Origin of the sequence: Paraburkholderia steynii, from assembly GCF_900100565.1 — a bacterium.
Lineage (GTDB): Bacteria > Pseudomonadota > Gammaproteobacteria > Burkholderiales > Burkholderiaceae > Paraburkholderia > Paraburkholderia terrae.
The window spans coordinates 24486-48385 of record NZ_FNDI01000011.1; the positions used below are offsets into that span (position 1 = coordinate 24486).

At 64.5% G+C, this 23900-nt stretch carries 16 protein-coding genes and 1 pseudogene; 8 read left to right on the forward strand and 9 right to left on the reverse strand.

The window, feature by feature from the left end:
- Positions 1–58: 58 nt before the first annotated feature.
- Entirely contained in the window at positions 59–826 is a 768-nt protein-coding gene (locus BLT65_RS20360; protein WP_091780286.1) for a glycosyltransferase family 2 protein, read from the forward strand.
- A gap of 41 nt (positions 827–867) precedes the next feature.
- Here the strand turns inward: BLT65_RS20360 and dnaE are convergent, their stop codons facing one another.
- Positions 868–4434 (reverse strand): DNA polymerase III subunit alpha, encoded by a 3567-nt coding sequence (gene dnaE / locus BLT65_RS20365; RefSeq protein WP_091780289.1) that lies wholly within the window; start codon positions 4432–4434, stop codon positions 868–870.
- A 283-nt stretch (positions 4435–4717) separates the two neighbouring features.
- On the opposite strand from dnaE, the gene BLT65_RS20370 reads away from it, so the two are divergent.
- Positions 4718–5593 carry a sulfurtransferase gene (locus BLT65_RS20370; protein WP_091780659.1) on the forward strand — a complete coding sequence of 292 codons (876 nt, stop codon included), beginning with the start codon at positions 4718–4720 and terminating at the stop codon, positions 5591–5593.
- 86 nt (positions 5594–5679) lie between these two features.
- Positions 5680–6570 (forward strand): tRNA glutamyl-Q(34) synthetase GluQRS, encoded by an 891-nt coding sequence (gene gluQRS, locus BLT65_RS20375; RefSeq protein ID WP_091780291.1) that lies wholly within the window; start codon positions 5680–5682, stop codon positions 6568–6570.
- 108 nt (positions 6571–6678) lie between these two features.
- On the opposite strand, the gene BLT65_RS20380 is transcribed toward gluQRS, so the two are convergent.
- The 6 genes from BLT65_RS20380 to purT all read right to left on the reverse strand — a co-directional run bounded on the left by BLT65_RS20380 (position 6679) and on the right by purT (position 13970).
- Positions 6679–8139 carry a DEAD/DEAH box helicase gene (locus tag BLT65_RS20380; RefSeq protein WP_079486244.1) on the reverse strand — a complete coding sequence of 487 codons (1461 nt, stop codon included), beginning with the start codon at positions 8137–8139 and terminating at the stop codon, positions 6679–6681.
- A gap of 458 nt (positions 8140–8597) precedes the next feature.
- On the reverse strand, positions 8598–10034 hold the full coding sequence (locus tag BLT65_RS20385) for an aldehyde dehydrogenase family protein (protein ID WP_091780294.1): 1437 nt from the start codon (positions 10032–10034) through the stop codon (positions 8598–8600).
- A 91-nt stretch (positions 10035–10125) separates the two neighbouring features.
- Positions 10126–11778: an acetolactate synthase large subunit gene (locus BLT65_RS20390; protein ID WP_091780297.1), complete on the reverse strand. Its 1653-nt coding sequence runs from the start codon at positions 11776–11778 to the stop codon at positions 10126–10128.
- Positions 11779–12023: 245 nt separating this feature from the next.
- Positions 12024–12320: an MliC family protein gene (locus BLT65_RS20395; protein ID WP_420852475.1), complete on the reverse strand. Its 297-nt coding sequence runs from the start codon at positions 12318–12320 to the stop codon at positions 12024–12026.
- Between the two features lie 159 nt (positions 12321–12479).
- Positions 12480–12644, reverse strand: a complete 165-nt coding sequence (locus BLT65_RS20400) for a DUF6726 family protein (RefSeq protein WP_318225822.1) — start codon at positions 12642–12644, stop codon at positions 12480–12482.
- A 111-nt stretch (positions 12645–12755) separates the two neighbouring features.
- Positions 12756–13970, reverse strand: a complete 1215-nt coding sequence (purT, locus tag BLT65_RS20405) for a formate-dependent phosphoribosylglycinamide formyltransferase (RefSeq protein WP_042310267.1) — start codon at positions 13968–13970, stop codon at positions 12756–12758.
- 344 nt (positions 13971–14314) lie between these two features.
- On the opposite strand from purT, the gene BLT65_RS20410 reads away from it, so the two are divergent.
- Both BLT65_RS20410 and BLT65_RS48440 read left to right on the forward strand, forming a co-directional pair.
- Positions 14315–14923, forward strand: a complete 609-nt coding sequence (locus BLT65_RS20410) for an META domain-containing protein (RefSeq protein ID WP_091780301.1) — start codon at positions 14315–14317, stop codon at positions 14921–14923.
- 135 nt (positions 14924–15058) lie between these two features.
- Positions 15059–19093: a DNA translocase FtsK gene (locus BLT65_RS48440; protein WP_091780303.1), complete on the forward strand. Its 4035-nt coding sequence runs from the start codon at positions 15059–15061 to the stop codon at positions 19091–19093.
- Positions 19094–19183: 90 nt separating this feature from the next.
- Here the strand turns inward: BLT65_RS48440 and BLT65_RS20420 are convergent, their stop codons facing one another.
- Complete coding sequence (locus tag BLT65_RS20420; RefSeq protein ID WP_091780307.1) at positions 19184–20341, reverse strand: lactonase family protein; 1158 nt, start codon at positions 20339–20341, stop codon at positions 19184–19186.
- 376 nt (positions 20342–20717) lie between these two features.
- Between BLT65_RS20420 and BLT65_RS20425 the strand changes: the two genes are divergently transcribed.
- A complete protein-coding gene (locus BLT65_RS20425) occupies positions 20718–20873 on the forward strand; it encodes a DUF3096 domain-containing protein (protein ID WP_081921138.1) in 156 nt (51 codons plus the stop codon).
- A gap of 202 nt (positions 20874–21075) precedes the next feature.
- Here BLT65_RS20425 and BLT65_RS20430 read toward each other — a convergent pair whose 3' ends face one another.
- Positions 21076–21321, reverse strand: coding sequence for a hypothetical protein (locus tag BLT65_RS20430; protein ID WP_007583392.1), 246 nt, complete (start codon positions 21319–21321; stop codon positions 21076–21078).
- Positions 21322–21564: 243 nt separating this feature from the next.
- Between BLT65_RS20430 and BLT65_RS48575 the strand changes: the two are divergent.
- Both BLT65_RS48575 and BLT65_RS20435 read left to right on the forward strand, forming a co-directional pair.
- Positions 21565–21753: pseudogene (locus BLT65_RS48575) on the forward strand (trehalase-like domain-containing protein); the annotation flags it as partial.
- A 93-nt stretch (positions 21754–21846) separates the two neighbouring features.
- Positions 21847–23685: a glycoside hydrolase family 15 protein gene (locus BLT65_RS20435; protein WP_425273138.1), complete on the forward strand. Its 1839-nt coding sequence runs from the start codon at positions 21847–21849 to the stop codon at positions 23683–23685.
- Positions 23686–23900 lie beyond the last annotated feature (215 nt).

The following is a 23900-nucleotide window of genomic DNA, read 5'->3' on the forward strand; positions in this document are numbered from 1 at the left end:
CGGTGCCTCGGCAGCAGGCTGGGCGGACCGTGCGCCGTCCCTCCCGGCATCGATTCGCATGACACAACCCACACTCGGCGTCGCCCTCATCACTAAGAACGCCGCGCTCCGCCTCGACGAATGCCTGCGCGCCGTCGCATTCGCCGATGAAATCGTCGTCGTCGACAGCGGCAGCACCGATCGCACTGTCGATATCGCCCGCGCACACGGCGCGCGCGTGCTCGCGAACACCGATTGGCCAGGCTTCGGCCCGCAGAAGAACCGCGCGCTGGATGCGCTCGGTACGACCTGGGTGCTGTCGATCGACGCCGATGAGATCGTCACGCCGGAACTGGCCGTGTCGATCGCGGGCGTGCTCGCCGCGCCCGCCGCGGATGTCTACGCCATCGACCGCCTGTCCGCCTTCTGCGGACATTGGGTGCGCCACAGCGGCTGGTATCCCGACTGGATTCCGCGTCTCTTCAAACACGGCGCCGCGCGCTTCTCCGACGACCTCGTGCATGAGCGGCTCGTATTCGATTCGCCCGCGAAGCGGCTGGAAGGCAAGCTGATGCACCACTCGTACGAAGACCTCGAGACGGTGCTGCGCAAGCTCGACGCGTATTCGACGGCGGGCGCGCAACAGCGTCATGCGGCGGGTCAACGCGGCAGCTTCGGCAAGGCCGTCGCGCGAGGCGCCTGGGCGTTCGTGCGGACCTATCTGTTGCGGCGTGGGTTTCTCGACGGCCGGGCGGGTTTCATGATCGCGATGTTCAATGCGGAAACCGTGTATTACCGGTTTCTGAAGCTTGCCCAACTCGGCCGCGAGGATGCTTCGGGTCGTTGAGCGCGGGCGGTTCGGTTAGCCAACCCCGCCCGTCACCGGCATCAATACACGATCTCGATCGCGCTGCCTGAAAACTCGCTGCGCAATGCGGCGAGCAGTTCGTCCGTTGGCCTCACGCGCCACGCATCGCCAAGCCGCACTTCGCCTTCCGCGTTGTCGCTGCGATAGACGATCTGCACGGCGAGGCCGTTCGGTATCGGCGCGGATGGCCGCTGCCCGCGTCCGCCCGAATCGCCGCCGCCGAAGCCACCACGTCCGCCGCCTCGGGCAGCGGGTGCAGGCGCGGCCACTTCCGCGTCTTCCGGCTTCGCGCGATAGGCTTCGAGCACGGAGCGCAACACCAGCGCATTCGCATTGCCGTTCATCTGCACCTTCACCGCCTGCGCGTAACGCGTGCGCGCGCGGCCGAGGTCCATCGGCGTATCGACGGTGAAACGGATGCCGCCCGTGAACGCATCGTTACGCGCCTGACCTTGCACGACCAGCAGTTCGTCTTCCTTGAACAGCTGCTTGTGCGCCTCGAATTGCTCGTTGAAGACGGTCACTTCGCACTGGCCCGTGCCATCGTCGAGCAGCGCAATCAGCATCTTGCCGCGCTGGGTCATCTGCGTACGCAGCGACACGATCACGCCCGCCACCAGCTTGTCGCGCCCTTCCTTCAGTTCGCCGATCTTCTGACGCACAAAGCGGCGCACTTCGTCCTTGTAGGCGTCGAACAGATGGCCCGACAGGTAGAAGCCGAGCGCCGTCTTCTCTTCCTGCAAACGACGCTTTTCCGGCCACGCGGGTTCGTCGATCAGTTCATGGCCTTGCGACGGCGCATCGCCCATATCGAACAGGCCCGCTTGCATCGCGTTGGCGCTCGCCTGATCCGCGGCCTCCATTGCGAGCGACACCGACGCGATCAGTTGCGCGCGGTTCTCGTGCAAGGAATCGAACGCACCTGCGCGAATCAGCGCTTCGATCGTGCGGCGATTGACGATGCGGCGATCGATGCGGTTGCAGAAATCGAAGATATCGATGAACAAACCTTCTTCGCGCGCACGCAGGATTTCTTCGATCGCGTTCTGGCCGCTGCCCTTGATCGCGCCGAGACCGTAGCGGATCGTGCGCGAACGCTTGCCATCCGCTTCCGCGACCGGCTCGAAACGGTACGCGGACATGTTGATGTCGGGCGGCAGCACGGCCATCTTGTTCGCGAGGCAGTCTTCGAACAGGATCTTGACCTTGTCCGTGTCGTCCATCGCGAGCGACATATTGGCCGCCATGAATTCGGCGGGATGGTGTGCCTTGAGCCACGCGGTGTGGTACGCGAGCAGCGCATAGGCGGCCGCGTGCGACTTGTTGAAGCCGTAGCCCGCGAACTTCTCCATCAGGTCGAAGGTCTCGTCGGCCTTCTCGCGTGTCAGACCGTTCTTCGCCGCGCCTTCCGCAAAGATCTCGCGGTGCTTCGCCATCTCCTCGGGCTTCTTCTTGCCCATCGCGCGACGCAGCAAGTCGGCGCCGCCCAGCGAATAGCCGCCGATGATCTGCGCCATCTGCATCACCTGCTCCTGGTAGACCATGATGCCGTAGGTCTCTTTCAGAACAGGCTCGACGCGCGGGTCCGGATACTCCACCACTTCGCGGCCGTGCTTACGCGCACAGAAGCTGGGAATCAGGTCCATCGGGCCCGGACGATACAACGCCACGAGCGCGATGATGTCCTCGAAACGGTCGGGCTGCGCGTCCTTCAGCATGCCCTGCATGCCGCGGCTTTCCAGCTGGAACACGGCGACCGTGTTCGCTTTCTTGAGGATCGAGAACGACGCCGGGTCGTCGAGCGGCACCTGCGCGAGCGACCAGTTTTCCTTCGACGGATCGAGACGGCGAATGTAGCGCTCGGCCCAGTCAAGAATGGTCAGCGTGGTCAGGCCCAAAAAGTCGAACTTCACGAGGCCGACGGCTTCGACGTCGTCCTTGTCGTACTGGCTCACGACGCCGCTTTCATCACCCTGCGTATAGAGCGGACAGAAATCCGTCAGCTTGCCGGGCGCGATCAGCACGCCGCCCGCGTGCATGCCGACGTTACGCGTCAAGCCTTCTACGCGCTGTGCGAGTTCGAGCAGCTGATGCACTTCGTCTTCGTTGTCGAAGCGCTCCTGCAGCAGCGGCTCTTCCTTCATCGCGTCGGCGATGGTGACGTGCTTGCCGGGCTTGAACGGAATCAGCTTCGCGACGCCGTCCGTGAACATGTAGCCGAGATCGAGCACACGCCCGATATCGCGCACGGCCGCCTTCGCGGCCATCGTGCCGAACGTCGCGATCTGCGACACGGCGTCCGCGCCGTACTTCTCCTTCACGTACTGAATCACGCGATCGCGGCCATGCTGGCAGAAGTCGATGTCGAAGTCGGGCATCGACACCCGCTCCGGATTCAGAAAACGTTCGAACAGCAGGTTGTAGCGCAGCGGATCGAGGTCGGTAATGCCGAGCGCGTACGCGACCAGCGAGCCCGCGCCCGAACCCCGGCCCGGACCGACGGGCACGCCATTGTTCTTCGCCCAGTTGATGAAGTCCGCGACGATCAGGAAGTAGCCCGGGAAGCCCATCTTGATGATCGTGCCGCACTCGAAGTCGAGACGCGCATAGTACGTTTCGCGCTGCGCGTCGCGTTCGGCCTGCTCCGGGAACAGCTGCTCGAGACGCTTCTCCAGCCCTTCTTTCGACAACTGCACTAGGTAGTCGTCGAGCGACATGCCGTCCGGCGTCGGGAACAGCGGCAGCTTGGGCTTACCGAGTTCGAGCGTCAGATTGCAGCGCTTCGCGATTTCAATGGTGTTCGCGACGGCCGACGGAATGTCCGCGAACAGCTCGACCATCTCGGCCTGCGTGCGGAAATACTGGTCTGTCGTGAAGCGCTTCTGGCGACGCGGATTCGCGAGCATATCGCCTTCCGAAATACACACGCGCGCTTCGTGCGCGGTGAAGTCGTCGGGCGTCATGAACTGCAGCGGATGCGTGGCGACCACGGGCAGTTTCAGCGACGCCGCGAGCGCGACCGCCTGCTGCACATACGCCTCCACGCCGGGCTGGCCGCCGCGCTGCAGTTCGATATAGAAACCGTTCGGGAAGATCGACGCCCAGCGCTGCGCGTTGCGCTTCGCGGCTTCTTCGTTGCCCGCCGCGAGCGCGAGGCCAACGTCACCATGCTGCGCACCCGACAGCGCGAGCAGCCCTTCGGCGAGCCCGCTTTCGAGCCACGCCGGTTCCACTTCCGCACGCCCGCGATACTGGTTCGTCAGCCACGCCTTCGACAGCAGTTCGCAAAGATTCAGATAGCCAGTCTTGTTTTTGACCAGCAGTAGAAGCCGCGAAGGCTTGTCGCGGTCGTCGGGATTCGTGATCCAGACGTCGCAGCCGGCAATGGGTTTGACCCCTTTGCCACGGGCTTCCTGATAGAAACGGACGAGACCGAATGCATTGCCGAGATCGGTGAGCGCGAGTGCGCCCTGACCGTCTTTGGCAGCGGAATCGACGACGTCGTCGATGCGCACGATGCCATCGGCAATCGAGAATTCGGAGTGAACGCGGAGATGGACGAAGCGGGGATCTGACATGGGCGACATTGTAACCCCGGCCTCCCGAAATTTTTCGGCCAAAGCGCCCCAAACCACCCCATTGGCGACCCGGCCAGGGGCCCTCACGCGCGAGCCTTTGTCAATGGCCGCGAGCGCTTGACGGGGTCGGCTATTCGGCTATTTCGACGCAGGTCAATATGCCGTCCGGCGGATTGCGGGCCGACTGTCAGGATGAGGGATAATACGCGTTCGAATCCATTTTTCTGCCGTACGCGTGCTGCGCCTGCCCTTGATGCGCGCGCCGCGCATGGCGCTTTATCGCTGGACCAGCATGAATATCCTGAATCTTTCGTCCTACCAGTTCGTGTCGCTCGACAAAACCGTCGAATGGCGGCCGCACGTCACCGCGCGCTGCAACGAACTCGGCCTGCGCGGCACCATCCTGCTCGCGCCGGAGGGCATCAACCTGTTTATCGCCGGTGAAATTCCGCAAGTGCGCGAGTTCATCGACTACGTTCGCCACGATCCCCTGTTCGAAGGCAAGTTCGCCGAACTGCAGTTCAAGGAAAGCCGGTCCGAGAAGCAGCCGTTTCGCCGCATGCTCGTCAAACTCAAGCGCGAAATCATCACGATGAAAAAGCCGGCCATCCAGCCGGAACTGGGCCGCGCGCCGGCCGTCGACGCCCGTACGCTGAAGGCATGGCTCGACCGCGGCCACGACGACGCGGGCCGCCCCGTCGTGATGCTCGACACACGCAACGCGTTCGAAGTCGATGTCGGCACGTTCGACAACGCGCTCGACTATCGGATCACGAAGTTCAGCGAGTTCCCCGAAGTGATCGAGCAGAACCGCGCAGACCTCGAAGGTAAGACAGTTGTGTCGTTCTGTACGGGCGGCATCCGCTGCGAGAAGGCGGCCATCCACATGAAGGAAGTCGGCATCGACAACGTCTATCAGCTCGAAGGCGGCATCCTGAAGTATTTCGAGGAAGTGGGCGGCGCGCACTATAACGGCGAGTGCTTCGTGTTCGACTATCGCACCGCCCTCGACCCGAACCTGCAGCCCACAGCGACCGTGCAATGCTTCGGCTGCCGCGCCGTCGTCATGCCGGAAGACCAGAAGTCGCCGTTCTACGTGCCAGGCAAGACCTGCGCATCCTGTCATCCTGAAGCGCAGCGGCAGACCGATGCGGCGCACGCGGCGTAACCGCGTCGCGCGCATTGCGTCATCGTTGCCCGCATGAATCCGCTTCGCATGAATCGCCTCGTCGCGGCCCGTAACGGCCTGGCGGCATGACAACCGGCAGCGAACCCTATCGCGGCCGTTTCGCGCCGTCGCCGACAGGCCCGCTGCACTTCGGCTCGCTGGTCAGCGCGCTGGCGAGCTGGCTCGATGCGCGCGCACATCACGGCGTGTGGCTCGTGCGCATCGAGGACATCGACGGTCCGCGCACCGTTCCCGGCGCAGCGGAAGATATTCTCGATACACTTGCTCGCTTCGGCATGGTGGCCGACGAGCCGCCCGTCTGGCAAAGCCAGCGCATGCCGCTCTACCAGCACGCGTTCGAGCGCCTGCAGGCCAAGGGCTTCGTCTATCCGTGCGGCTGCACGCGCAAGGAAATCGCTGATTCGCTCGTGCGCGTGCATGCGCGGCACACGACCCTCGCCTATCCCGGCACCTGCCGCAACGGCCTGAACGGCAAGCCCGCGCGCGCATGGCGTCTGCGCGTGCCGGACGGCGACGCGGCCATCGTGACGTTCGACGACGGCTGGCAAGGCCAGCAAACTCAGAACCTCGCCACGGAAGTCGGCGATTTCGTCCTGCGCCGCGCGGACGATCAATGGGCATATCAACTGGCCGTCGTCGTCGACGACGCGGATCAAGGCATCACGCACATCGTGCGAGGCGCGGACCTGCTCGATTCGACCGCGCGGCAGATCTATCTGCAACAGTGTCTGGGCGTGCCGACGCCCTCTTATCTGCATGTACCCGTCGTGACGAATGCCGACGGCGAAAAGCTCAGCAAGCAGACGGGCGCATTGGCGCTAAGCGCGACGGACCCGCTCGTCGCGCTGAACGACGCGGCGCTGCATCTTGGACTGAAGTTGACGCAAGCAGCGACGTCGCTCGATATGTTCTATGAGGGAGCGATCGCTGCCTGGTCGGAGCGCGTGAAACGCTGACGCGTCCGCCCGCACTGACCGCAAAAAACAAACGGCGCCTGCAAAGGCGCCGTTTCTATTTGAGACCATCGCCGCCCGCGCAAAAACACAAACAGCGGCGGCACGACGTCAGTTCGAAGGCGTCGTCTTGCGCGGCATACCGAAGCCGCCCAGCAGCGCAGCGAGCGGCTGCTTCGATGCGGGCTTCTGGGGCGCGGCAGGCGCTTCATCGCGCTTGGCAGCAGCCGACACCGCCGAAGGCGACGGCTCATACGGCTTCAGGAAGAAATCGTCGACAGGCTGCTGACGATGGTGCGTCCCATGCGGACGCTCGTGCGCGCCCGTCGTGCGGCGGCGGCTGCCACCGCGATCGTCGCGTTCGCGCCGCGGCGCGCCGCGCTCATCGTGATGATGACGCACGGGCGTATCGACGGTCAGGCGCTGCACGTCGAGCGGCCGCTTGATCAGCTTCTCGATGTCGGCAAGCTGCTTGCGCTCGTTCGGGCTGAACAGCGACAGCGCATCGCCCGATGCGCCCGCACGGCCCGTCCGGCCGATCCGGTGAACGTAGTCTTCCGCGTTGAACGGCAGATCGAAGTTGATCACGGCGGGCAACTCGGCGATGTCGAGACCGCGCGCCGCCACGTCCGTCGCGACGAGCGCTTCGATCTCGCCGCGCTTGAACGCGTCGAGCGCCTGCATGCGCTCGCTCTGCGTGCGGTCGCCGTGAATCGCGGTGGCGACCACGCCGTCGCGCTCCAGCTGACGCGCAAGACGGCTCGCGCCGATCTTGCTGTTGCAGAACACGATGACCTGCTTGAGGCCGCGGTCGCGGATCAGTTTCACGACGGCGCCCGTCTTGTCGCCCTCGGCCACCTCGTAGACGATCTGCGTGACGTTGGTCGCCGTCGAATTGCTGCGCGCCACTTCGATCGTCTGCGGATTGCGCAGATACGTGGACGCGAGCTTCTTGATTTCGGGCGAGAAAGTCGCCGAGAACAGCAGCGTCTGACGCTCGGCGGGAAGCAGGTTCAGGATGCGCTGCAAGTCGGGCAGGAAGCCCATGTCGAGCATCCGGTCGGCTTCGTCGAGCACGAGAATCTGCACCTGGCCGAGATTGGCCGTCTTCTGCTGCACGTGATCGAGCAGGCGTCCCGGCGTCGCGATCAGGATTTCGACGCCGCGCCGCAGTTCCGCCGATTGCGGATTCATGTCGACGCCGCCGAACACGACGGCGCTGCGCAGCGACGTGTGTTTGGCGTACGCCTGCACGTTCGCTGCGACCTGGTCGGCGAGTTCGCGTGTCGGCGTAAGGATCAGCGCGCGGACCGGGTGGCGCGCCGGCGAGGCGCTCGTGCTGGCGAGCGGCAGCAGACGCTGGATGATCGGCAGCGAGAAGCCCGCCGTCTTGCCCGTCCCGGTCTGCGCGGCGCCCATCACGTCCCGGCCGCCCAGTACAACAGGGATCGCCTCGGCCTGGATCGGCGTTGGCGTCGTGTAGCCCTGTTCCGCGATGGCTTTGAGAATGTCGGCATGCAGGCCGAACTGGTCGAAGGTCGCGTTGGTAGGCGTGGTTGCTGTGTCGGACATGGTGGCTTTCGCTAAAAATGCGCCTGCGCTTTGCCGCTTGCGCGTTGCCAAAGGCGGCCGCGGGGGCGTCCGCTCAGATTATTTCTGCAGCTTCTTCTGCAGCGGCCGCGGCCGCGGAGGGCGTCAGGACATCAGGATGAAGGCGGAGCCACGGCGTTCCGCACAAGGCCCGAACTCGCGTCGGCGAATAGCGGCGAGCGTCGGTAAACATGCGGCCGGCTCCGGCCGACGGAAACATCCGCCGGAAAGGGCGGTATTGTAGCACTTCGGCACTAATACCCATGGCGCGTGCGCGGAGTTTCTGCTTGGCGCGCCCGCGCCGTCACGAAAACGGCATATTTCAAGCAGGGGACGGACCACGGCCGACGCGGGCAGCGTAGACGCGCAACGAGTCAATCTGGTGACAGCGCGCCGACATACGCCTGACGCCGCCCCGCCCCCGCTTACGTCGACCCGGTTCACCACGTTTCGCGCATCACCATCAGCCGCAGTTCCGTCATGTCCTCGATCGCGTAGCGGATGCCTTCGCGCCCGAGCCCCGAGTCCTTGACGCCACCATACGGCATATTGTCGACGCGGAACGACGGCACATCGTTGATGACCACGCCGCCCACTTCGAGTTCGTCCCAGGCCTGATGCGCGTGCGCGAGCGAATCCGTGAAAATGCCCGCCTGCAGGCCGAAGTCGCTGTCATTGACGGTCGCGAGCGCACTCTTGAAGTCGTCGAACTTTTCGAGGATCGCCACGGGCCCGAACGCCTCCTTCCGATACAGGTCGGTGTCGCGCCCAACGTTTTCCAGCAGCGTCGCCTCGAACATCGCGCCGTCCACCTTGCCGCCCGCGACGATCTGCGCGCCCGCCTTCACCGCGCCTTCCATCCAGCCCGCGAGCCGCCGCGACTCCGACTCGGAGATCATCGGCCCGACGAAAGTCTTTTCGTCCTTCGGATCGCCCATTTTCAGCGACTTGGTCTTCGCGATCAGCTTTTCGCGCAGCGCGTCGTACAGCGACGCATGCGCGAGAATCCGCTGCACGCCAATGCAGCTTTGCCCCGACTGATAGAACGCGCCAAACGCGAGCCGGTCAACGACGTAATCGAGCTTGTCGCGCTGGTCGCCATCGACGATCGCGGCCGCGTTGCCGCCCAGTTCCAGAATGACCTTCTTCTTGCCAGCCTTCGCTTTCAGGTCCCAGCCGACGGCGGGCGAACCCGTGAACGACAGCAGCTTGAAGCGTTCATCGGTGGTGAAGAGATCGGCGCCGTCGCGATGCGCGGGCAGCACCGAGAACGCGCCTTTCGGCAGATCGGTTTCCGCGAGCACTTCGCCGATGATCAGCGCGCCGATGGGCGTGCGGCTAGCGGGCTTCAGCACGAACGGCACGCCCGCCGCCAGCGCAGGCGCGACCTTGTGCGCGGCCAGATTCAATGGGAAGTTGAATGGCGAGATGAACGAACACGGCCCAATGGGCACCCGCTTCACATAAGCGTGATAGCCCTTCGCGCGCGGCGAGATTTCCAGATTGACGATCTCGCCGTCGATGCGCACCGACTCTTCGGCCGCAACCTTGAACGTATCGATCAGCCGCGTGACTTCGCCGCGCGAATCGTTGATCGGCTTGCCCGCTTCGATGCACAGCGCCATCGCCATCTCGTCGAAGCGCTCGCGAAAACGCTTCACGCAATGTTCGAGCACGGCCTGACGCTTGAATGGCGGGAACGCGCGCATCGCGGGCATCGAGGCGGCGGCGAGGCCGATCGCTTTATCGATTGCCTTCGCGTCGGCCATCGCGACGCGGGTCGCCACTTCGCCGCTGAACTTGTCGGTGACTTCGAGATCGGTGTTCGCGGCTACCGCAACGTTAGCGAGGTAGTACGGGTAACTCTTCTGCAACATGACTCGTTCTCCTTGATCGCAATCGGCTGACGCAGCAAACACCGGCAGCAAACACCGCGCCGCGCGCCGGACAAGAAAGACAACGCAACGCTCAAAGCTGCGCCGAAAGCCGCTTGATCTCGCGATTCAGCACGCGCTCGTTGTCGGAGTAATCGATCGGCACGTCGATCACATGCACGCCCGGCGTCGCGAAGCATTCGCGCACGAGCGGCGCGAGTTCCGCCGCCGCTGCCACGCGGTGCCCATGCGCGCCATAGCTCTTCGCGTAGTCGACGAAATCGGGGTTCTGCAGCGTCATCCCGTAGTCGGGGAAGTTCATGTTCTCCTGCTTCCAGCGGATCATGCCGAACGCGTCGTCGCGCACGATCAGCACGACGAGATCGAGCTTCATCCGCACGGCCGTCTCCAGTTCCTGCGAGTTCATCATGAAGCCGCCGTCGCCGCACACGGCCATCACGTTGCGCTCGGGATGCACGATCTTGGTCGCGATCGCCGACGGCAGCCCCGCGCCCATCGACGCGAGCGCGTTGTCGAGCAGCAGCGAGTTCGGCTCGTGCGCGCGGTAATAGCGCGCGAACCAGATCTTGTACATGCCGTTGTCGAGACAGATGATGCCGTCGACGGGCATCGTCTCGTACACGTCATGGACCACACGCACCGGATACATCGGGAAGCGGTCGTCGTGCTGGCCCTTCGCCAGATGCGCTTCGAAATGCTCCTTGATCTCCTTGAAGCGCGCGAAGTCCCAATGCTCGCCTTTGCCTTGCAGCGCTTCTTTCATCTGCCAGACGGCGTTGGCGATATCGCCGACCACTTCGATCTGCGGGAAGTACACAGTGTCCACTTCCGCGCCGAGAAAATTGACGTGAATCACGGTCTTCTCGCCCGCATCAGCGCCGCGCATGAAGAACGGCGGCTTTTCGATCACGTCGTGACCGACGTTGATGATGCAATCGGCGTGATCGATCGCACGATGCACGAAGTCGCCGTCCGACAGCGTCGCGTTGCCGAGCCACAGCGGATGCGATTCGTCGATCACGCCCTTGCCCATTTGCGTCGTGAAGAACGGAATGCCGATCTGATCGACGAATTCGCGCAGCATCTTGCGCGTGGTCTTGCGATTGCCGCCCGCGCCGATCATCAGCAACGGATGCTTCGCCTCGACGATCGCCTTGACCGCGTGCGCAACGGCCTTCTCCTCGGCGACGGGACGGCGGCTGTAGCTCTTCGGAATCGGTTTGCCGTCGCCCTCTTCGTGCGCGACGTCTTCGGGCAGTTCGAGATGGGTCGCGCCGGGGCGCTCTTCCTCGGCCTGACGGAACGCCTCGCGCACCGACGCAGGAATATTGGCCACCGACACGATCTGCCGCGTGTACTTGGTAAGCGGCTCCATCATCCGCACCACGTCGACGATCTGGAAATGACCCTGCTTGCTCGACTTGATCGGCTTCTGGCCGGTGACCATCAGCATCGGCATGGCGCCGAGCTGCGCATACGCGGCCGCCGTCACGAAGTTGGTCGCGCCGGGGCCGAGGGTCGCGAGACACACGCCCGTGCGCCCCGTCAGACGCCCGTAGGTCGCGGCCATGAAGCCCGCTGCCTGTTCATGGCGGGTCAGCACAAGCTTGATTCTGGAGCGGCGCAGCGATTCGAGGAGATCGAGATTTTCTTCGCCGGGAATGCCGAACACGTACTCGACGCCTTCAGCCTCCAGCGATTTGACGAACAGATCCGATGCTTTCATGGGAGGTCTCGCTTGACGAACGAACGCAGACCGGGCCGCTACAACAACTTATGCAACGGCACACGGACAAGGATGATCGAAGACGATGACAGCCGCGCCGATGCATCGAAATGGGGCGCGGCCTGTGCGTGGCACACAGCTTACTACCGGAGGCGAAAACGTGTCGTTTCACGCGCACGCGGCCGGGACGTGCCGCGCGTCACGCGGAAAGATGCGAGTAAGTGAAATTACGCAATGGCAAAAAATCAGCGGACGATCGTCACGCAGTCGGACAACAACGGCGGCGCGTCCTCGCCTAGCATCGCGTCATAGAGCGTGGCCTGTGGGCCCTTGGTCCACCACGTGTAGCTGCCCGCCTGATACTTCGCGCCGGAGCCGGACAGCACGTTGACGAACAGCATCTGCCGGCCCTTCACCGGCAACACCGCGAAGCTCTGACCGTTGGTTGCGTTCAGATAGGTGACCTGCAGGATGCGGCCCGTCGCGCAGGTGTACTTCTGCGTCACGCGATGCGAAGTGCGGATATCGGGCAACGGCAGCATCTCAGCCGCGCGGGCCACGCCCGACGCAGCGACGAACGCCAGCACGCCCACTGATGCAACCCACCGTCTGCTCATCGAATGCCTCGCTTCCTGACGTCCTTTCGTTATGACTGCGCGACCCTGCCGAAGTTTGCGGCTCATGGATCGCTCATGTATCGCTTACGGATCGATCACGTCAGCGCATGCATCGGTCGGCGCGGCGGCCACGTGGCCGACCACGGGAACGATCTTGAGTCCCGCCGAGGCGATGCGGCATGGCGCAGCGGCCAGCCCGCAGCCGCTCAACGCGGTCATCAGCCCAATCGCCGATGCGAGCAGCGCGATACGCCGCGCGACCTTGCTGCCTGGCTGTCTAGCTTTCACGCACACCGCTCCTTGCCCGCTACACGTTCGATCCGCAACAGCCGCGACGGGGCGAACCGCCACGCGTTGTTGTTACCTCGCCGACACCGGCTTGACTGCCGCGGCCGCCTGCTTGGCGCGCTGCAGTGCTTCGCCGATATCGCTGCCCGTTGCGAGCGCCACGCCCATGCGGCGCTTGACGAAGCTCTCGGGCTTGCCGAACAGGCGCAGGTCCGCGCCCGGCACAGCGAGCGCCTGCGCGACGCCTTCGAACGCGATGCCCGTCTCGTCGAGCCCGCCGTAGATCACAGCCGACGCGCCCGGCGCGCGCAAGGTCGTATCGACGGGCAAGCCGAGAATGGCGCGCGCGTGCAACTCGAACTCGGAGAAACGCTGCGATGCGAGCGTCACGAGCCCGGTGTCATGCGGACGCGGACTCACTTCCGAGAACCATACGTCATCGCCACGCACGAAAAGTTCCACGCCGAACAGACCCCGGCCGCCAAGCGCCGTCGTCACCTTGTCGGCGATGTCTCGCGAGCGTTCGAGCGCGCGCGGGCTCATCGGCTGCGGCTGCCACGATTCGACGTAGTCGCCCGCGACCTGCACGTGGCCGATCGGCTCGCAGAAACAGGTGGTCGTCTGCTGCGTGGCGGAATCGATCGCGCGCACGGTCAGCTGCGTGATCTCGTATTCGAAGTTGATGAACCCTTCGACGATCACGCGCCCGTGATTCACGCGGCCACCCGCCATCGCGTACTGCCATGCGGGCTCGACATCGGCGTCGCTGCGCAGCACCGACTGCCCCTTGCCCGATGACGACATCACCGGCTTCACGACGCACGGATAACCGACCTTCGCGATGCCCGCCTTCAGTTCGTCGATCGAATCGGCGAACGCGTACGGCGACGTGGGCAGGCCGAGTTCTTCGGCGGCGAGGCGGCGGATGCCTTCGCGGTTCATCGTCAGTTGCGTGGCGCGCGCGGTCGGGATCACTTCGGCGACGCCTTCCGTTTCGATCGCGGCCAGTGCATCCGTGGCGATGGCCTCGATCTCCGGCACGATCAGATGCGGGCGCTCTTTTTCGACCAGCGCGCGCAACGCCTTCGCGTCAGTCATGTCGATCACGTGCGAGCGGTGCGCGACCTGATGCCCCGGCGCGTTCGGATAGCGGTCGACCGCGATCACTTCGACGCCGAGCCGTTGCAGCGCGATGATCACTTCCTTGCCCAGTTCGCCCGCGCCGAGCAGCATGACGCGCGTAGCCGAAGTCGAAAGAGGTGTGCCGATGCGTTGGCCGATCATCATGGAAGCTCCAGAGAATTTGTGACAAAAAGCGGGTGGAATGAATGACTGCGCCGATGTTAACATGCGCGGCCCCTGCGGCTACGCCCGCCGCGTGCCGATAACCCGTGTTGGGAGTGTGTCGTGGGCGACGTTGCCGGCCGTGCTTTCAGACGGCCAGGGCGACGTCCAGTCATGCCGACGAAACCCCGCGAACGGACTGCAACCGCGGCGCGAACGGTGTTGCCACGGCAACCCTACGTTTTGTCTATGCCGCCTATGCCGTTTATCACCCGCGTTTGCGCTCGCATGCGGCAAGCGTAGTGCGATACCCTTACGCCTTCGCCAGTTTAGAGAGGAACGACGATATGCAGCCCACGTCCGCCACGCCACGCGACGCACGCACGAGCGCCACCCACGACGCATCGTCGAATGCACCTGACACGGCTGCGCGCGTGTCGCTGCGCCGGCGCGCGGGTTATGCGCTGGCCGTCGTGTCGATGGCCGCGTCACTGTCCATGCTGGTCGCCGCCTGCTCGATGCCGAAACATGCCGACACGGAAGCCCCGCCGCCCGATCCGTTCAACCCCGCGGCCACGCAACTGCTCGACAACACCGACTGGCAACTCAGCGGCTGGAAGCTCGCCTCGGGCAGCGCGCGCGAGGTGCCGGGCGGCGCGAGCGGCGAACCCATCACGCTCGTGCTGTCGACGGAAACAGGCATGCGCCGCGCCAGCGGCTTCTCCGGCTGCAACCGCTACACGGGCACGTACATGCTGAAGGACGGCAAGCTGAACTTCGGGCCGCTCGCGGGCACGCGCATGGCATGCGCGACGCCGGGCGGCAAGATCGAAGGCGCGTATCTCGCCGCGCTTGCGCATGTCGAGCGCTCGGCCGTCGACATGCGCAAGCCGCAACAACTTCAGTTGATCCTCGATAACGGCGACACGCTTGTGTTCGCGCGGCGCGACCAATGACCGCGTGGCCGGCGAACGTCAACCGTATAGGGACGCGGCGCGCTGCGCGGCATTCGCTCGCGGATATGGCCCGCTTTGCCCAGTTAAACTCGACGGATCGCGCGCTCGCGCATCCGTCATTCGTTGATGTCTAGCATGCAAACGGTAGTTTTCGGCTGGTTCGGCGCTTCCGCCGTCTGGTTTCTTCCCCTGTTGTGGCGTCTCGTGAAGTCCGCGCTGCCGGGCGGCGCGGGCTTGCGCGGTCCCGGCACGATCCGGCTGTGGCTCGGCTTTGTCTGCGTGCTGATCGCGAGCTGCACGCTGGAGGCGTCGCTCATCAATGTGCAGGGACTCGACCGCTTCGGGCATGCGCTGTCGACAGGTCTCACGCATCTGATGGGGCGCGTCGCGACGCCGCTCGTGATGCTCGGCCTGTTCGCGGTGTCGCTGCCGTGGCTCATCGGTTTCAGGTGGCCGTCGTTCTTCGCCTGGGCCAATGAGGCGTTTGGTCTCGGGCTGTCGCGTGGCGCGCGCGAAGACGAACCGCGTGGTCACGCCTCGCGTGCCGCCGAGACGGCGCCGTCCCATAGCAGCGCGCCTATCAATACGATGGCGCCGAAAACCAATGGACGTTATGCGCGGCCGACCGTGTGGCGGCCGCCTACTGCAACGCGCGCCGCTGGCGCCGCGAGTGCCGCCGTCGCGGCGGGCGAAGCGATGGGCATGCCGGCTGGTTCGATGGCGGGTGCCGGCGGTTCCGTGCGCAACGCCGTCGGCAATGCAACGGGCGGCGCACCGGGAAGTCCCGCCGCCGTTCACCGGCCGGGCGCACCCAAGCCATGGGCGCCCGCCGAGCCGGTCGCGCCCTCTGGCTGGCTCAACACCGACGCTCCGCGCGCGCATTCGCGCGAAACGGTGGCTCCGTTGATGGAAGCCGCACGCGTCGCGGCCACGCCGCCGACTGTCTTCGGCAGCACAGCTGCCCTGCAATCGTCGAAAGCGGCAGCGGCCAATGCCGGGACGCGCGGCCCGTCGGTGAATCCGGCTGTGGCATCGGCGCGCTCGGCGGCCTTGCGCGGAGCGACGGTCACGCAGAGCCGTCAGACGGCATCGGTCGGCGCAGCAACACCCGCCGCGCAAACGCGGCGAGCCGTCGCGCCGTCCGCTTCGCCGGCCATGCGCCGCGACACGCCAAATCTCAAAGTGCCCGCGTACACGCGCGCCAATCCGCCTGCCCAACCCGTCGCGCCTGCGTCGAGCGTGCAGGACACCTTGCGCAGCATCGAGGAAAACGCGGCACGCTGGACGACGCTCGCGGGCGCAAGTCTCGCCCGCCGTACGGCGAGCGATCCGGCGAAGGTTGTCGACACGCGTAGCGTGCCCGCTCCCGCCGATGGAGTGAATGCGCAGACGCCATCCGCTACTGGCCCGGCGGTCGAGGCTTCTATGATGGGTTCCGCAAGCTCGGCGGCCGTTTCGGGCGCGGCGGCCGTCGCTGCCGTCGATCAGGCCGTGTCGGCGCTTGAAGCGGCCATTGCCACGCACACGACTCCCGCTGCGGAAACAGTTGCGCCTTTGGAATCAGCGAGCGGAGTCGAACGAAACGAAGAAGAGGCTCGAGCGGTTGTTGTCGCGCCGTCCGTGGTGTCTACGGGAGTCGCCGAGGCAGAGCCGCAATTGCAAGCCGTCGCCGCAGAGCAAACGGATTCGCCTCGCGCAGAGCCCGAGATTGCGCACGCTGAGCCGAGCGCGATCGCCAGCAACGTGACGACAAGTGCTATTGCTGTCGAACCGCACGGACGGACTGACATCGCGCCGGACATTGAATCGGCTGTTGCAGCGGCTGTGTCCGAGCCAGTTGAACCGCAACCGCAAGTCGTTGCCGAACGGGTCGCGACAGAGACACAGGCGATCGCGCAGAACGTGACGCCCGTTGCCCCGACCTTCACGTCGTTCGAACCGTCGACTGCCATCGCATCGCCCGAGCAACAGGCGGCGTCTTCGACCGGAGTGTCGACGCCCTCCGTCGAATACGCGCCAGCCGATGCAATCGCAACGCCGGCACAACCTACTTCGACGCAGATCGAAGAGCATGAAACCGCAGCGAGTCAGCCGGAATTGCCGACGCAAATCGCCGTCGCGGAGCAGCTTGCAACTGCCGCAGACGCTGTCGAGTCCGCTGCCGATCCTGAAGCTCCGGTTGCGCCGTCAGCGCATATCGCGAGCGAAACTGCTTCACCCGCAGCGGAAGAGTCAGAGCTCGCAGAACAGGTTGAAGCAACCCCTACCCCGCTTGCGCCGTGGGATGCGATCACGCAATCCGTGTCGCTCATGCGCGTGGCTTCGGCAACCGCTCCATCGATACAACAAGCGCATCACGAGTCGGTATCCAACGCGCCTGCATACGGCGACGCTGACACGCCGTCTGAACCTGTCGCCGCGTCGACCGCCTTCGACGACACGACGAACGAGCACGCACCCGAAGCACCTTCGAACATCGTGCGTTTCCCGGGCCCGGCCCTCGCTGCGCAAGCGCCTGAACAGAACGCGGCCGACGAGTTCGAGCCAGACCTGGCGCAAGACGAGCCCGCCGCCGCGCCCGAAGCACAGCAAGACGCGCAGCAGGAGCCGCCTGCCGCTGCCCCGCCCCGCCCTGCCGTGCGCGGCCACAGCGGTCCCGCGTTCGAGTTCTACGCACCCGCGGCCTCGCACATCGAACTGCCGTCGCTCGATCTGCTCGCGCCCGCCTCGACCGAGACCGAGCCCGTCAGCGAAGAAAAGCTCGCCGAAACCGGCGCGCTGATCGAACAGCGTTTGCAGGAGTTCAAGGTGCCTGTGACGGTAGTCGGCGCATCGGCGGGCCCGGTCATCACGCGCTTCGAAGTCGAGCCGGCGCTCGGCGTGCGCGGCAGCCAGATTGTCGGGCTGATGAAGGATCTGTCGCGTGGCCTTGGTCTTACGTCGATTCGCGTCGTCGAGACGATTCCTGGCAAGACCTGCATGGGTCTCGAACTGCCAAATGCCAAGCGTCAAACGATCCGTCTCTCCGAAATTCTGGAGGCCAATGTCTATCAGAAGTCCACGTCGAATCTGACGCTCGCGATGGGCAAGGACATCACCGGCCACCCGGTCGTCACCGATCTCGCGAAAGCGCCGCACATGCTGGTCGCGGGTACGACGGGCTCGGGCAAGTCGGTGGCGATCAACGCGATGATTGTCTCGCTGCTATACAAGGCGACGCCCGAAGACGTGCGAATGATCATGATCGATCCGAAGATGCTGGAGCTTTCTGTGTACGAAGGCATTCCGCATCTGCTCGCGCCCGTCGTGACGGACATGAAGCTCGCCGCAAACGCGCTCAACTGGTGCGTCGGCGAGATGGAGAAGCGCTACCGGCTGATGTCGGCCGTCGGCGTGCGCAATCTGCAAGGCTTCAACCAGAAGATCCGCGACGCCGCCGCGAAAGAGAAGAAGATCGGCAATCCGTTCTCGCTGACGCCCGACGCGCCCGAACCGCTGTCGCCGCTGCCGCTGATCGTCGTCGTGATCGACGAACTGGCCGACCTGATGATGGTCGCGGGCAAGAAGATCGAAGAGCTGATCGCGCGTCTCGCGCAAAAGGCGCGCGCAGCGGGCATCCACCTGATTCTCGCGACGCAGCGCCCGTCCGTCGACGTGATCACGGGTCTCATCAAGGCGAACATTCCGACGCGCGTCGCGTTCCAGGTGTCGTCGAAAATCGACTCGCGCACGATTCTCGACCAGATGGGCGCCGAGTCGCTGCTCGGCCAGGGCGACATGCTGTTCCTGCCGCCCGGCACCGGCTACCCGCAGCGCGTACACGGCGCGTTCGTCGCGGACGAGGAAGTGCATCGGATCGTCGAGCATCTGAAGCAGTTCGGCGAACCGGAATACATCGAAGGGATTCTCGACGGCCCGGCGACGGATGGCGGCGGCACGCAGGATCTGTTCGGCGAAACGCCGGATGCGGAAGCCGACCCGCTGTACGACGAAGCCGTCGCGTTCGTCGTGCGTACGCGCCGCGCGTCGATCTCAGCCGTGCAGCGGCAGTTGCGCATCGGTTATAACCGCGCGGCGCGGCTCGTCGAGCAGATGGAAACGGCGGGCCTCGTGTCGGCAATGGGCATCAACGGCAGCCGCGAAGTGCTCGCGCCGGGCCCGGCGGAGTAAGCCGCTTTCGGGATTGAACGAGCGCCGCTGCGAGAACAAAAGAAATAGTCGAACGCAGCGGCGACACCCGTCTCTCTCACATCGCAGTCATCACGACGGCGACACCCACTTGAAGTCGACAGGCGATCCGATATCGATGCGCTTCGGGTTCGCTTCCAGCAGCCCGCTTTGCGGATCGCGACGGAACACGTACGCCGTATCGCTGTTCTGATTGCCAACGATCAGCCATTGCCCCGTCGGATCGATTGAGAATTCTCGCGGCGCTTTTCCAAGACTCGACTGACGGCCGACTTCCCGGATATGCCCGTTGCCGGGATCGACGGCGTAGATCACGATCTCGTTCGCATCGCCGCGATTGCTGGCGTACAGAAAGCGCCCGTCCGGCGACAGATGGATCGCGGCCGCGCCCACCTGCCCCTTGAAGCCGGGTTTCGTCATCGGCACGACCTGCAGTTGCGTAAGCTTGCCGTCGTCGTAATGAAATGCTGTGACAGTCGCCGTCAGCTCGCTCGTCAGATACGCGTACTTGCCGTCGGCGCTGAACACCAGATGGCGCGGGCCCGAGCCGGACTTCACATCGGTATAGCGTTTGTCCGTCGGGCCGAACAGGCCGCGGCTGCCGTCGGGCGTGTAGCGGTATGCATAGAGCTTGTCGGTGCCGAGATCCTGTGCGAACAGATACTTGCCGTCCGGCGAGAACACGGTCGAATGCACGTGCGCGTTGTCCTGGCGTCCCTTCACGGGACCGCCGCCTTCATGATGCACCGTCAGCACCGACGCGCCGACCTGGCCATCCGCCTGCAACGGAAACACCGCGAAGCTGCCGCCAGGGTTCGCGGCGACCGAGTAGTTGGCCGTCGTCAGATATTTGCCGTCCGGCGAGAGGCTCAGATAGCACGGATCGTTGCCATCCGACGACACGCGGTTCAGGAACGTTAATTGCCCGCTTTTTGCATCGAAACCGAACGCGCTGATGCCGCCGCGCTGATCGGCGGGGCCGTTGTCGCCAGGCTGCTCGTTGACGGAATAGACGTAGCGCCCGTCGCGCGACGCGATCACGTACGACGCATTGTCGGTCTTCGCGGACGATACCTGCGTTGCGTCGCCCGACTTCGTGTCGAAGCGATAGACATAGATGCCTTCGCTCTTCGGGCCGGTGTAAGTGCCGACGATCAGATCGTAGACGCCATCGGCGGGTGCGGCGGTCGTGCCTTGAGCGAAAGACTGCGTGGCGGCAATCGATACCATCAGTGTCAAACCTCTTATGATCGAACGGGCGGACAAGCGCGGATTCACGCGCAAACTGAAAGACTGTGGCACGGCACACGCTAAGGCTCGTGTACGACGCTGCATGACGACCTCCTGGCGAGACGGTTGTTCGGTTCGTGTGTGTCGCTGGTCTGCCGCGCGGCTCGATCGGAGCGTGCCGTTGTCGTAACGGATGCATGACGATTACGGCCTGCGCGCTGCGCGCCCTCGTGGCCCGGCCGCCGCCGCTGATCGTCGATGTCGTATTTGGGGCAAGTATAAGAGCGTTGCCTGCGCTCGCACAGTCAGATCCGCGTACGCAGGCTATCCGACAGGTTGTCTCTTACCGTCGTCAATTCGAACAAAAGGAGTCGCCATGAACATCCATCTCACGCTCGGCCCGCTCGTCGCGCTGATCGCCGGCATTCTCATTCTGATCGTGCCGCGCCTGCTCAACTTCATCGTCGCGCTTTATCTGATCATCATTGGGTTGATCGGGCTGTTCGGCGTCGGTGGCACGGCGCACTTGTGACGCATGCGCACGGACGCGTGCATGCGGGCGGGCCGCTGCGGGTCCGCATAGGTCGCACAGGTGCTAGACGCGCCGGGTGACTGCACTTCAGACGGGCGTAACGAAACGACGCGCAGCACCGCGCGGGCCGCTTGTCGCGGTCCGCGAGCGCACTGCGCGTGTTTGTTCTGAAGCTTGGCTGTTCCGGATAACGCGCGTCGCGTCAGCCGTTCGACAGTTGATCGAGGCGCCAGCGCCCCTGCAAGGACAGGCCACCGACGGCATAATGACCGTCGGCTTCGCTATAGCGCTTGAAGCAGGCGCGTTCGATCAGAAACGCTGCGGCGGTTTCCATCCCGTTGCGCGAGATGCCGAGCGTGCGGAAGTCGAGTGGAAGAAGCGAGTCGTCAGGCAATTGACTCGCGGCGGAAAGAATCGTGATGCAGTCAGATTTCGACGGGTTCAGCATGGCTTATCCTCGAAAACGGCGCCGTGGCTGCATACTGCAACACCGGACACCGGTGGGCTGCGATTCGTCAGAACTCACGTTTAAATTCGATTGTAAGCATCAAAAAATTGGATTGGCAATATCCCTGGATGCGCGGGTACATCTGCACCAGAATGCATCGCGCGAGTCCGGTAACTACGACGCTCGCGCACCGTTTCGCGCATGCGGGAACGTACTTATTACACGCCGACCGACGGCTTTACCATGTCTGCATCTATCGAAGACTATGCACTCATCGGCGACGGCCACACGGCCGCGCTGGTTTCGCGCGATGGTTCCGTCGACTGGCTGTGCTGGCCACGTTTCGACTCGGGCGCGTGCTTCGCCGCGCTGCTCGGCACCAAAGACAACGGCCGGTGGCTGATTGCGCCCGCGGCGGACGATGAAGCCGACGACGCCGTCGATGCCACCCCGAAGTCTGACGACCCACCGCGTTCGCAGGACGAAGCAGGTAAGGACGAGCGCGCGAAACCCTGCGCCAGGCCAGTGCCGCGCCAGGCGGATAAGCCGGGCACCGCGCGCACGGCGACGCGCGAGGACATGGCTGAGGCAGCGCAAACGGAAGCAGGCGGCGCGTCAGTCGCCCGCGACGACGGCGAGCTGGACTTCAGGAGCGGCTTTACGCGCGCGACGCGCCGCCGTTATCGCGGCGAAACGTTGATCCTCGAAACCGACTTCGAAACACCGGACGGCGCCGTCACGCTGATCGACTTCATGCCGCCCGGCAACGGCTGGTCGGAGATGGTCCGGATCGTCGTCGGCAAGCGCGGCACCGTGAAGATGCGCATGGAACTCGTGCTGCGCTTCGACTACGGCTTCTCGATTCCATGGGTCAGCCGCCTCGCGCGCGAGAGCGGCATCAAGGCGATCGCCGGACCGGACACCGTCGCGCTGCGCACGCCCGTCGACCTGCGCGGCGAGAACATGAAAACGGTCGCCGAGTTCACCGTATCGGAAGGCGAGCGCGTGCCGTTTTCGCTGACTTACAGCGAGTCGCATCTGAATATCCCGCCCGCGCGCGATCCGCACTCGGCCCTTGCCCGTACTGAGAACTACTGGCTCGAATGGTCGTCGCGCGGCACCGTCGAGGGCAAGTACGCGACCGCCATCCGCCGCTCGCTGCTGACGCTGAAGGCGCTCGCCTACGAGCCAACGGGCGGCATCGTCGCTGCGCCGACCACGTCGCTGCCCGAGAAGATCGGTGGCACGCGTAACTGGGACTACCGCTACGTGTGGTTGCGCGACGCAACGATCACGCTGCTCGCGATGATGCGCGGCGGCTACTACGAAGAGGCGCGCGCGTGGCGTTCGTGGCTGGGCCGCGTGATGGCCGGCTCGCCCGATCAGTTGCAGATCATGTATGGCCTCGCGGGCGAGCGGCGGCTGCCCGAGTTCGAAATCGACTGGCTGCCGGGTTATGAGAACTCGAAGCCCGTGCGCATCGGCAACAACGCGGTCGGGCAATTGCAGCTCGACGTGTACGGCGAAGTGATGAACGCGCTGCATCTGGCGCGTGTCGGCGGTTTGCAGGCGGACGAAACCGCGTGGAACGTGCAGTGCGCGATGTTGCGGCACCTCGAAACGATCTGGCAGGAACGCGACGAAGGCATCTGGGAAACGCGCGGCGGCCGTCAGCACTTCACGTTCTCGAAGGTGATGGCGTGGGTCGCGTTCGATCGCGCGATCAAATCGGCGGAAAAATTCGATCTGCCCGCGCCGCTTGAGCACTGGTACGAGGTGCGCGCGCAGATTCACTCGGACGTCTGCGCGAAAAGCTGGAATGCGCAACTCAATGCGTTCACGCAGACCTACGGCGGCGACGAACTCGACGCGAGCGTGCTGCTGATGCCGCTGCTCGGCTTTTTACCGCCTTCGGACCCGCGCATCACCGGCACCGTCAATGCGATCGAGAAAGACCTGATGCACGACGGCTTCGTGATGCGCTACCGCACCACCGAATTCGACGACGGCCTGCCGCCCGGCGAAGGGACGTTTCTCGCCTGCAGCTTCTGGATGGTCGACAACCTCGCGCTGCAGGGGCGCATCGACGACGCGCGCGCGATGTATGAGCGGCTGCTGTCGCTCGCAAACGACGTCGGGCTGCTCGCGGAGGAATACGATCCCGTCGGCGGGCGGCTTGTCGGGAATTTCCCACAGGGGTTTTCCCATGTGGCCCTCGTTCATACCGGACTGAATCTGATGAAACACGAGCAGGAGATGGCACACGCGACCGGGCAGCCGCCGCATGACGGCGAAAGCGGACAAGGCGGTCAGCCGCCCACTGGCACGCCTGATGCTGATATTCAGTCGTCGCCCGTCGTCTAAAGAAAGCTGACAAATTGTCGATGACGTAGATATGACATGCATGAGTGTGCTAACGCACTGTTGTTGCATTGCACAAATCGTATGCCTTCTATATCATCACCCGAACCAGACGGCCGATAATCGTCACCACCAACAATTCCACACGTAACCAGAACCGGCCCGCCTCGTCGCTGCGCGTTTAGACACGCTGCCCTGCGCGAACCGTTATAGCTGGA

Bases quoted from the DNA above. Each gene is read 5' to 3' on its own strand.
- BLT65_RS20420 (WP_091780307.1), bottom strand. From the start codon at position 20,341: ATGGTATCGATTGCCGCCACGCAGTCTTTCGCTCAAGGCACGACCGCC.
- BLT65_RS20410 (WP_091780301.1), top strand. From the start codon at position 14,315: ATGCAGCCCACGTCCGCCACGCCACGCGACGCACGCACGAGCGCCACC.
- BLT65_RS48440 (WP_091780303.1), top strand. From the start codon at position 15,059: ATGCAAACGGTAGTTTTCGGCTGGTTCGGCGCTTCCGCCGTCTGGTTT.
- BLT65_RS20370 (WP_091780659.1), top strand. From the start codon at position 4,718: ATGAATATCCTGAATCTTTCGTCCTACCAGTTCGTGTCGCTCGACAAA.
- dnaE (WP_091780289.1), bottom strand. From the start codon at position 4,434: ATGTCGCCCATGTCAGATCCCCGCTTCGTCCATCTCCGCGTTCACTCC.
- BLT65_RS20430 (WP_007583392.1), bottom strand. From the start codon at position 21,321: ATGCTGAACCCGTCGAAATCTGACTGCATCACGATTCTTTCCGCCGCG.
- BLT65_RS20385 (WP_091780294.1), bottom strand. From the start codon at position 10,034: ATGTTGCAGAAGAGTTACCCGTACTACCTCGCTAACGTTGCGGTAGCC.
- BLT65_RS20395 (WP_420852475.1), bottom strand. From the start codon at position 12,320: ATGCTGCCGTTGCCCGATATCCGCACTTCGCATCGCGTGACGCAGAAG.
- purT (WP_042310267.1), bottom strand. From the start codon at position 13,970: ATGATGATCGGCCAACGCATCGGCACACCTCTTTCGACTTCGGCTACG.
- BLT65_RS20425 (WP_081921138.1), top strand. From the start codon at position 20,718: ATGAACATCCATCTCACGCTCGGCCCGCTCGTCGCGCTGATCGCCGGC.
- BLT65_RS20360 (WP_091780286.1), top strand. From the start codon at position 59: ATGACACAACCCACACTCGGCGTCGCCCTCATCACTAAGAACGCCGCG.
- gluQRS (WP_091780291.1), top strand. From the start codon at position 5,680: ATGACAACCGGCAGCGAACCCTATCGCGGCCGTTTCGCGCCGTCGCCG.
- BLT65_RS20390 (WP_091780297.1), bottom strand. From the start codon at position 11,778: ATGAAAGCATCGGATCTGTTCGTCAAATCGCTGGAGGCTGAAGGCGTC.
- BLT65_RS20380 (WP_079486244.1), bottom strand. From the start codon at position 8,139: ATGTCCGACACAGCAACCACGCCTACCAACGCGACCTTCGACCAGTTC.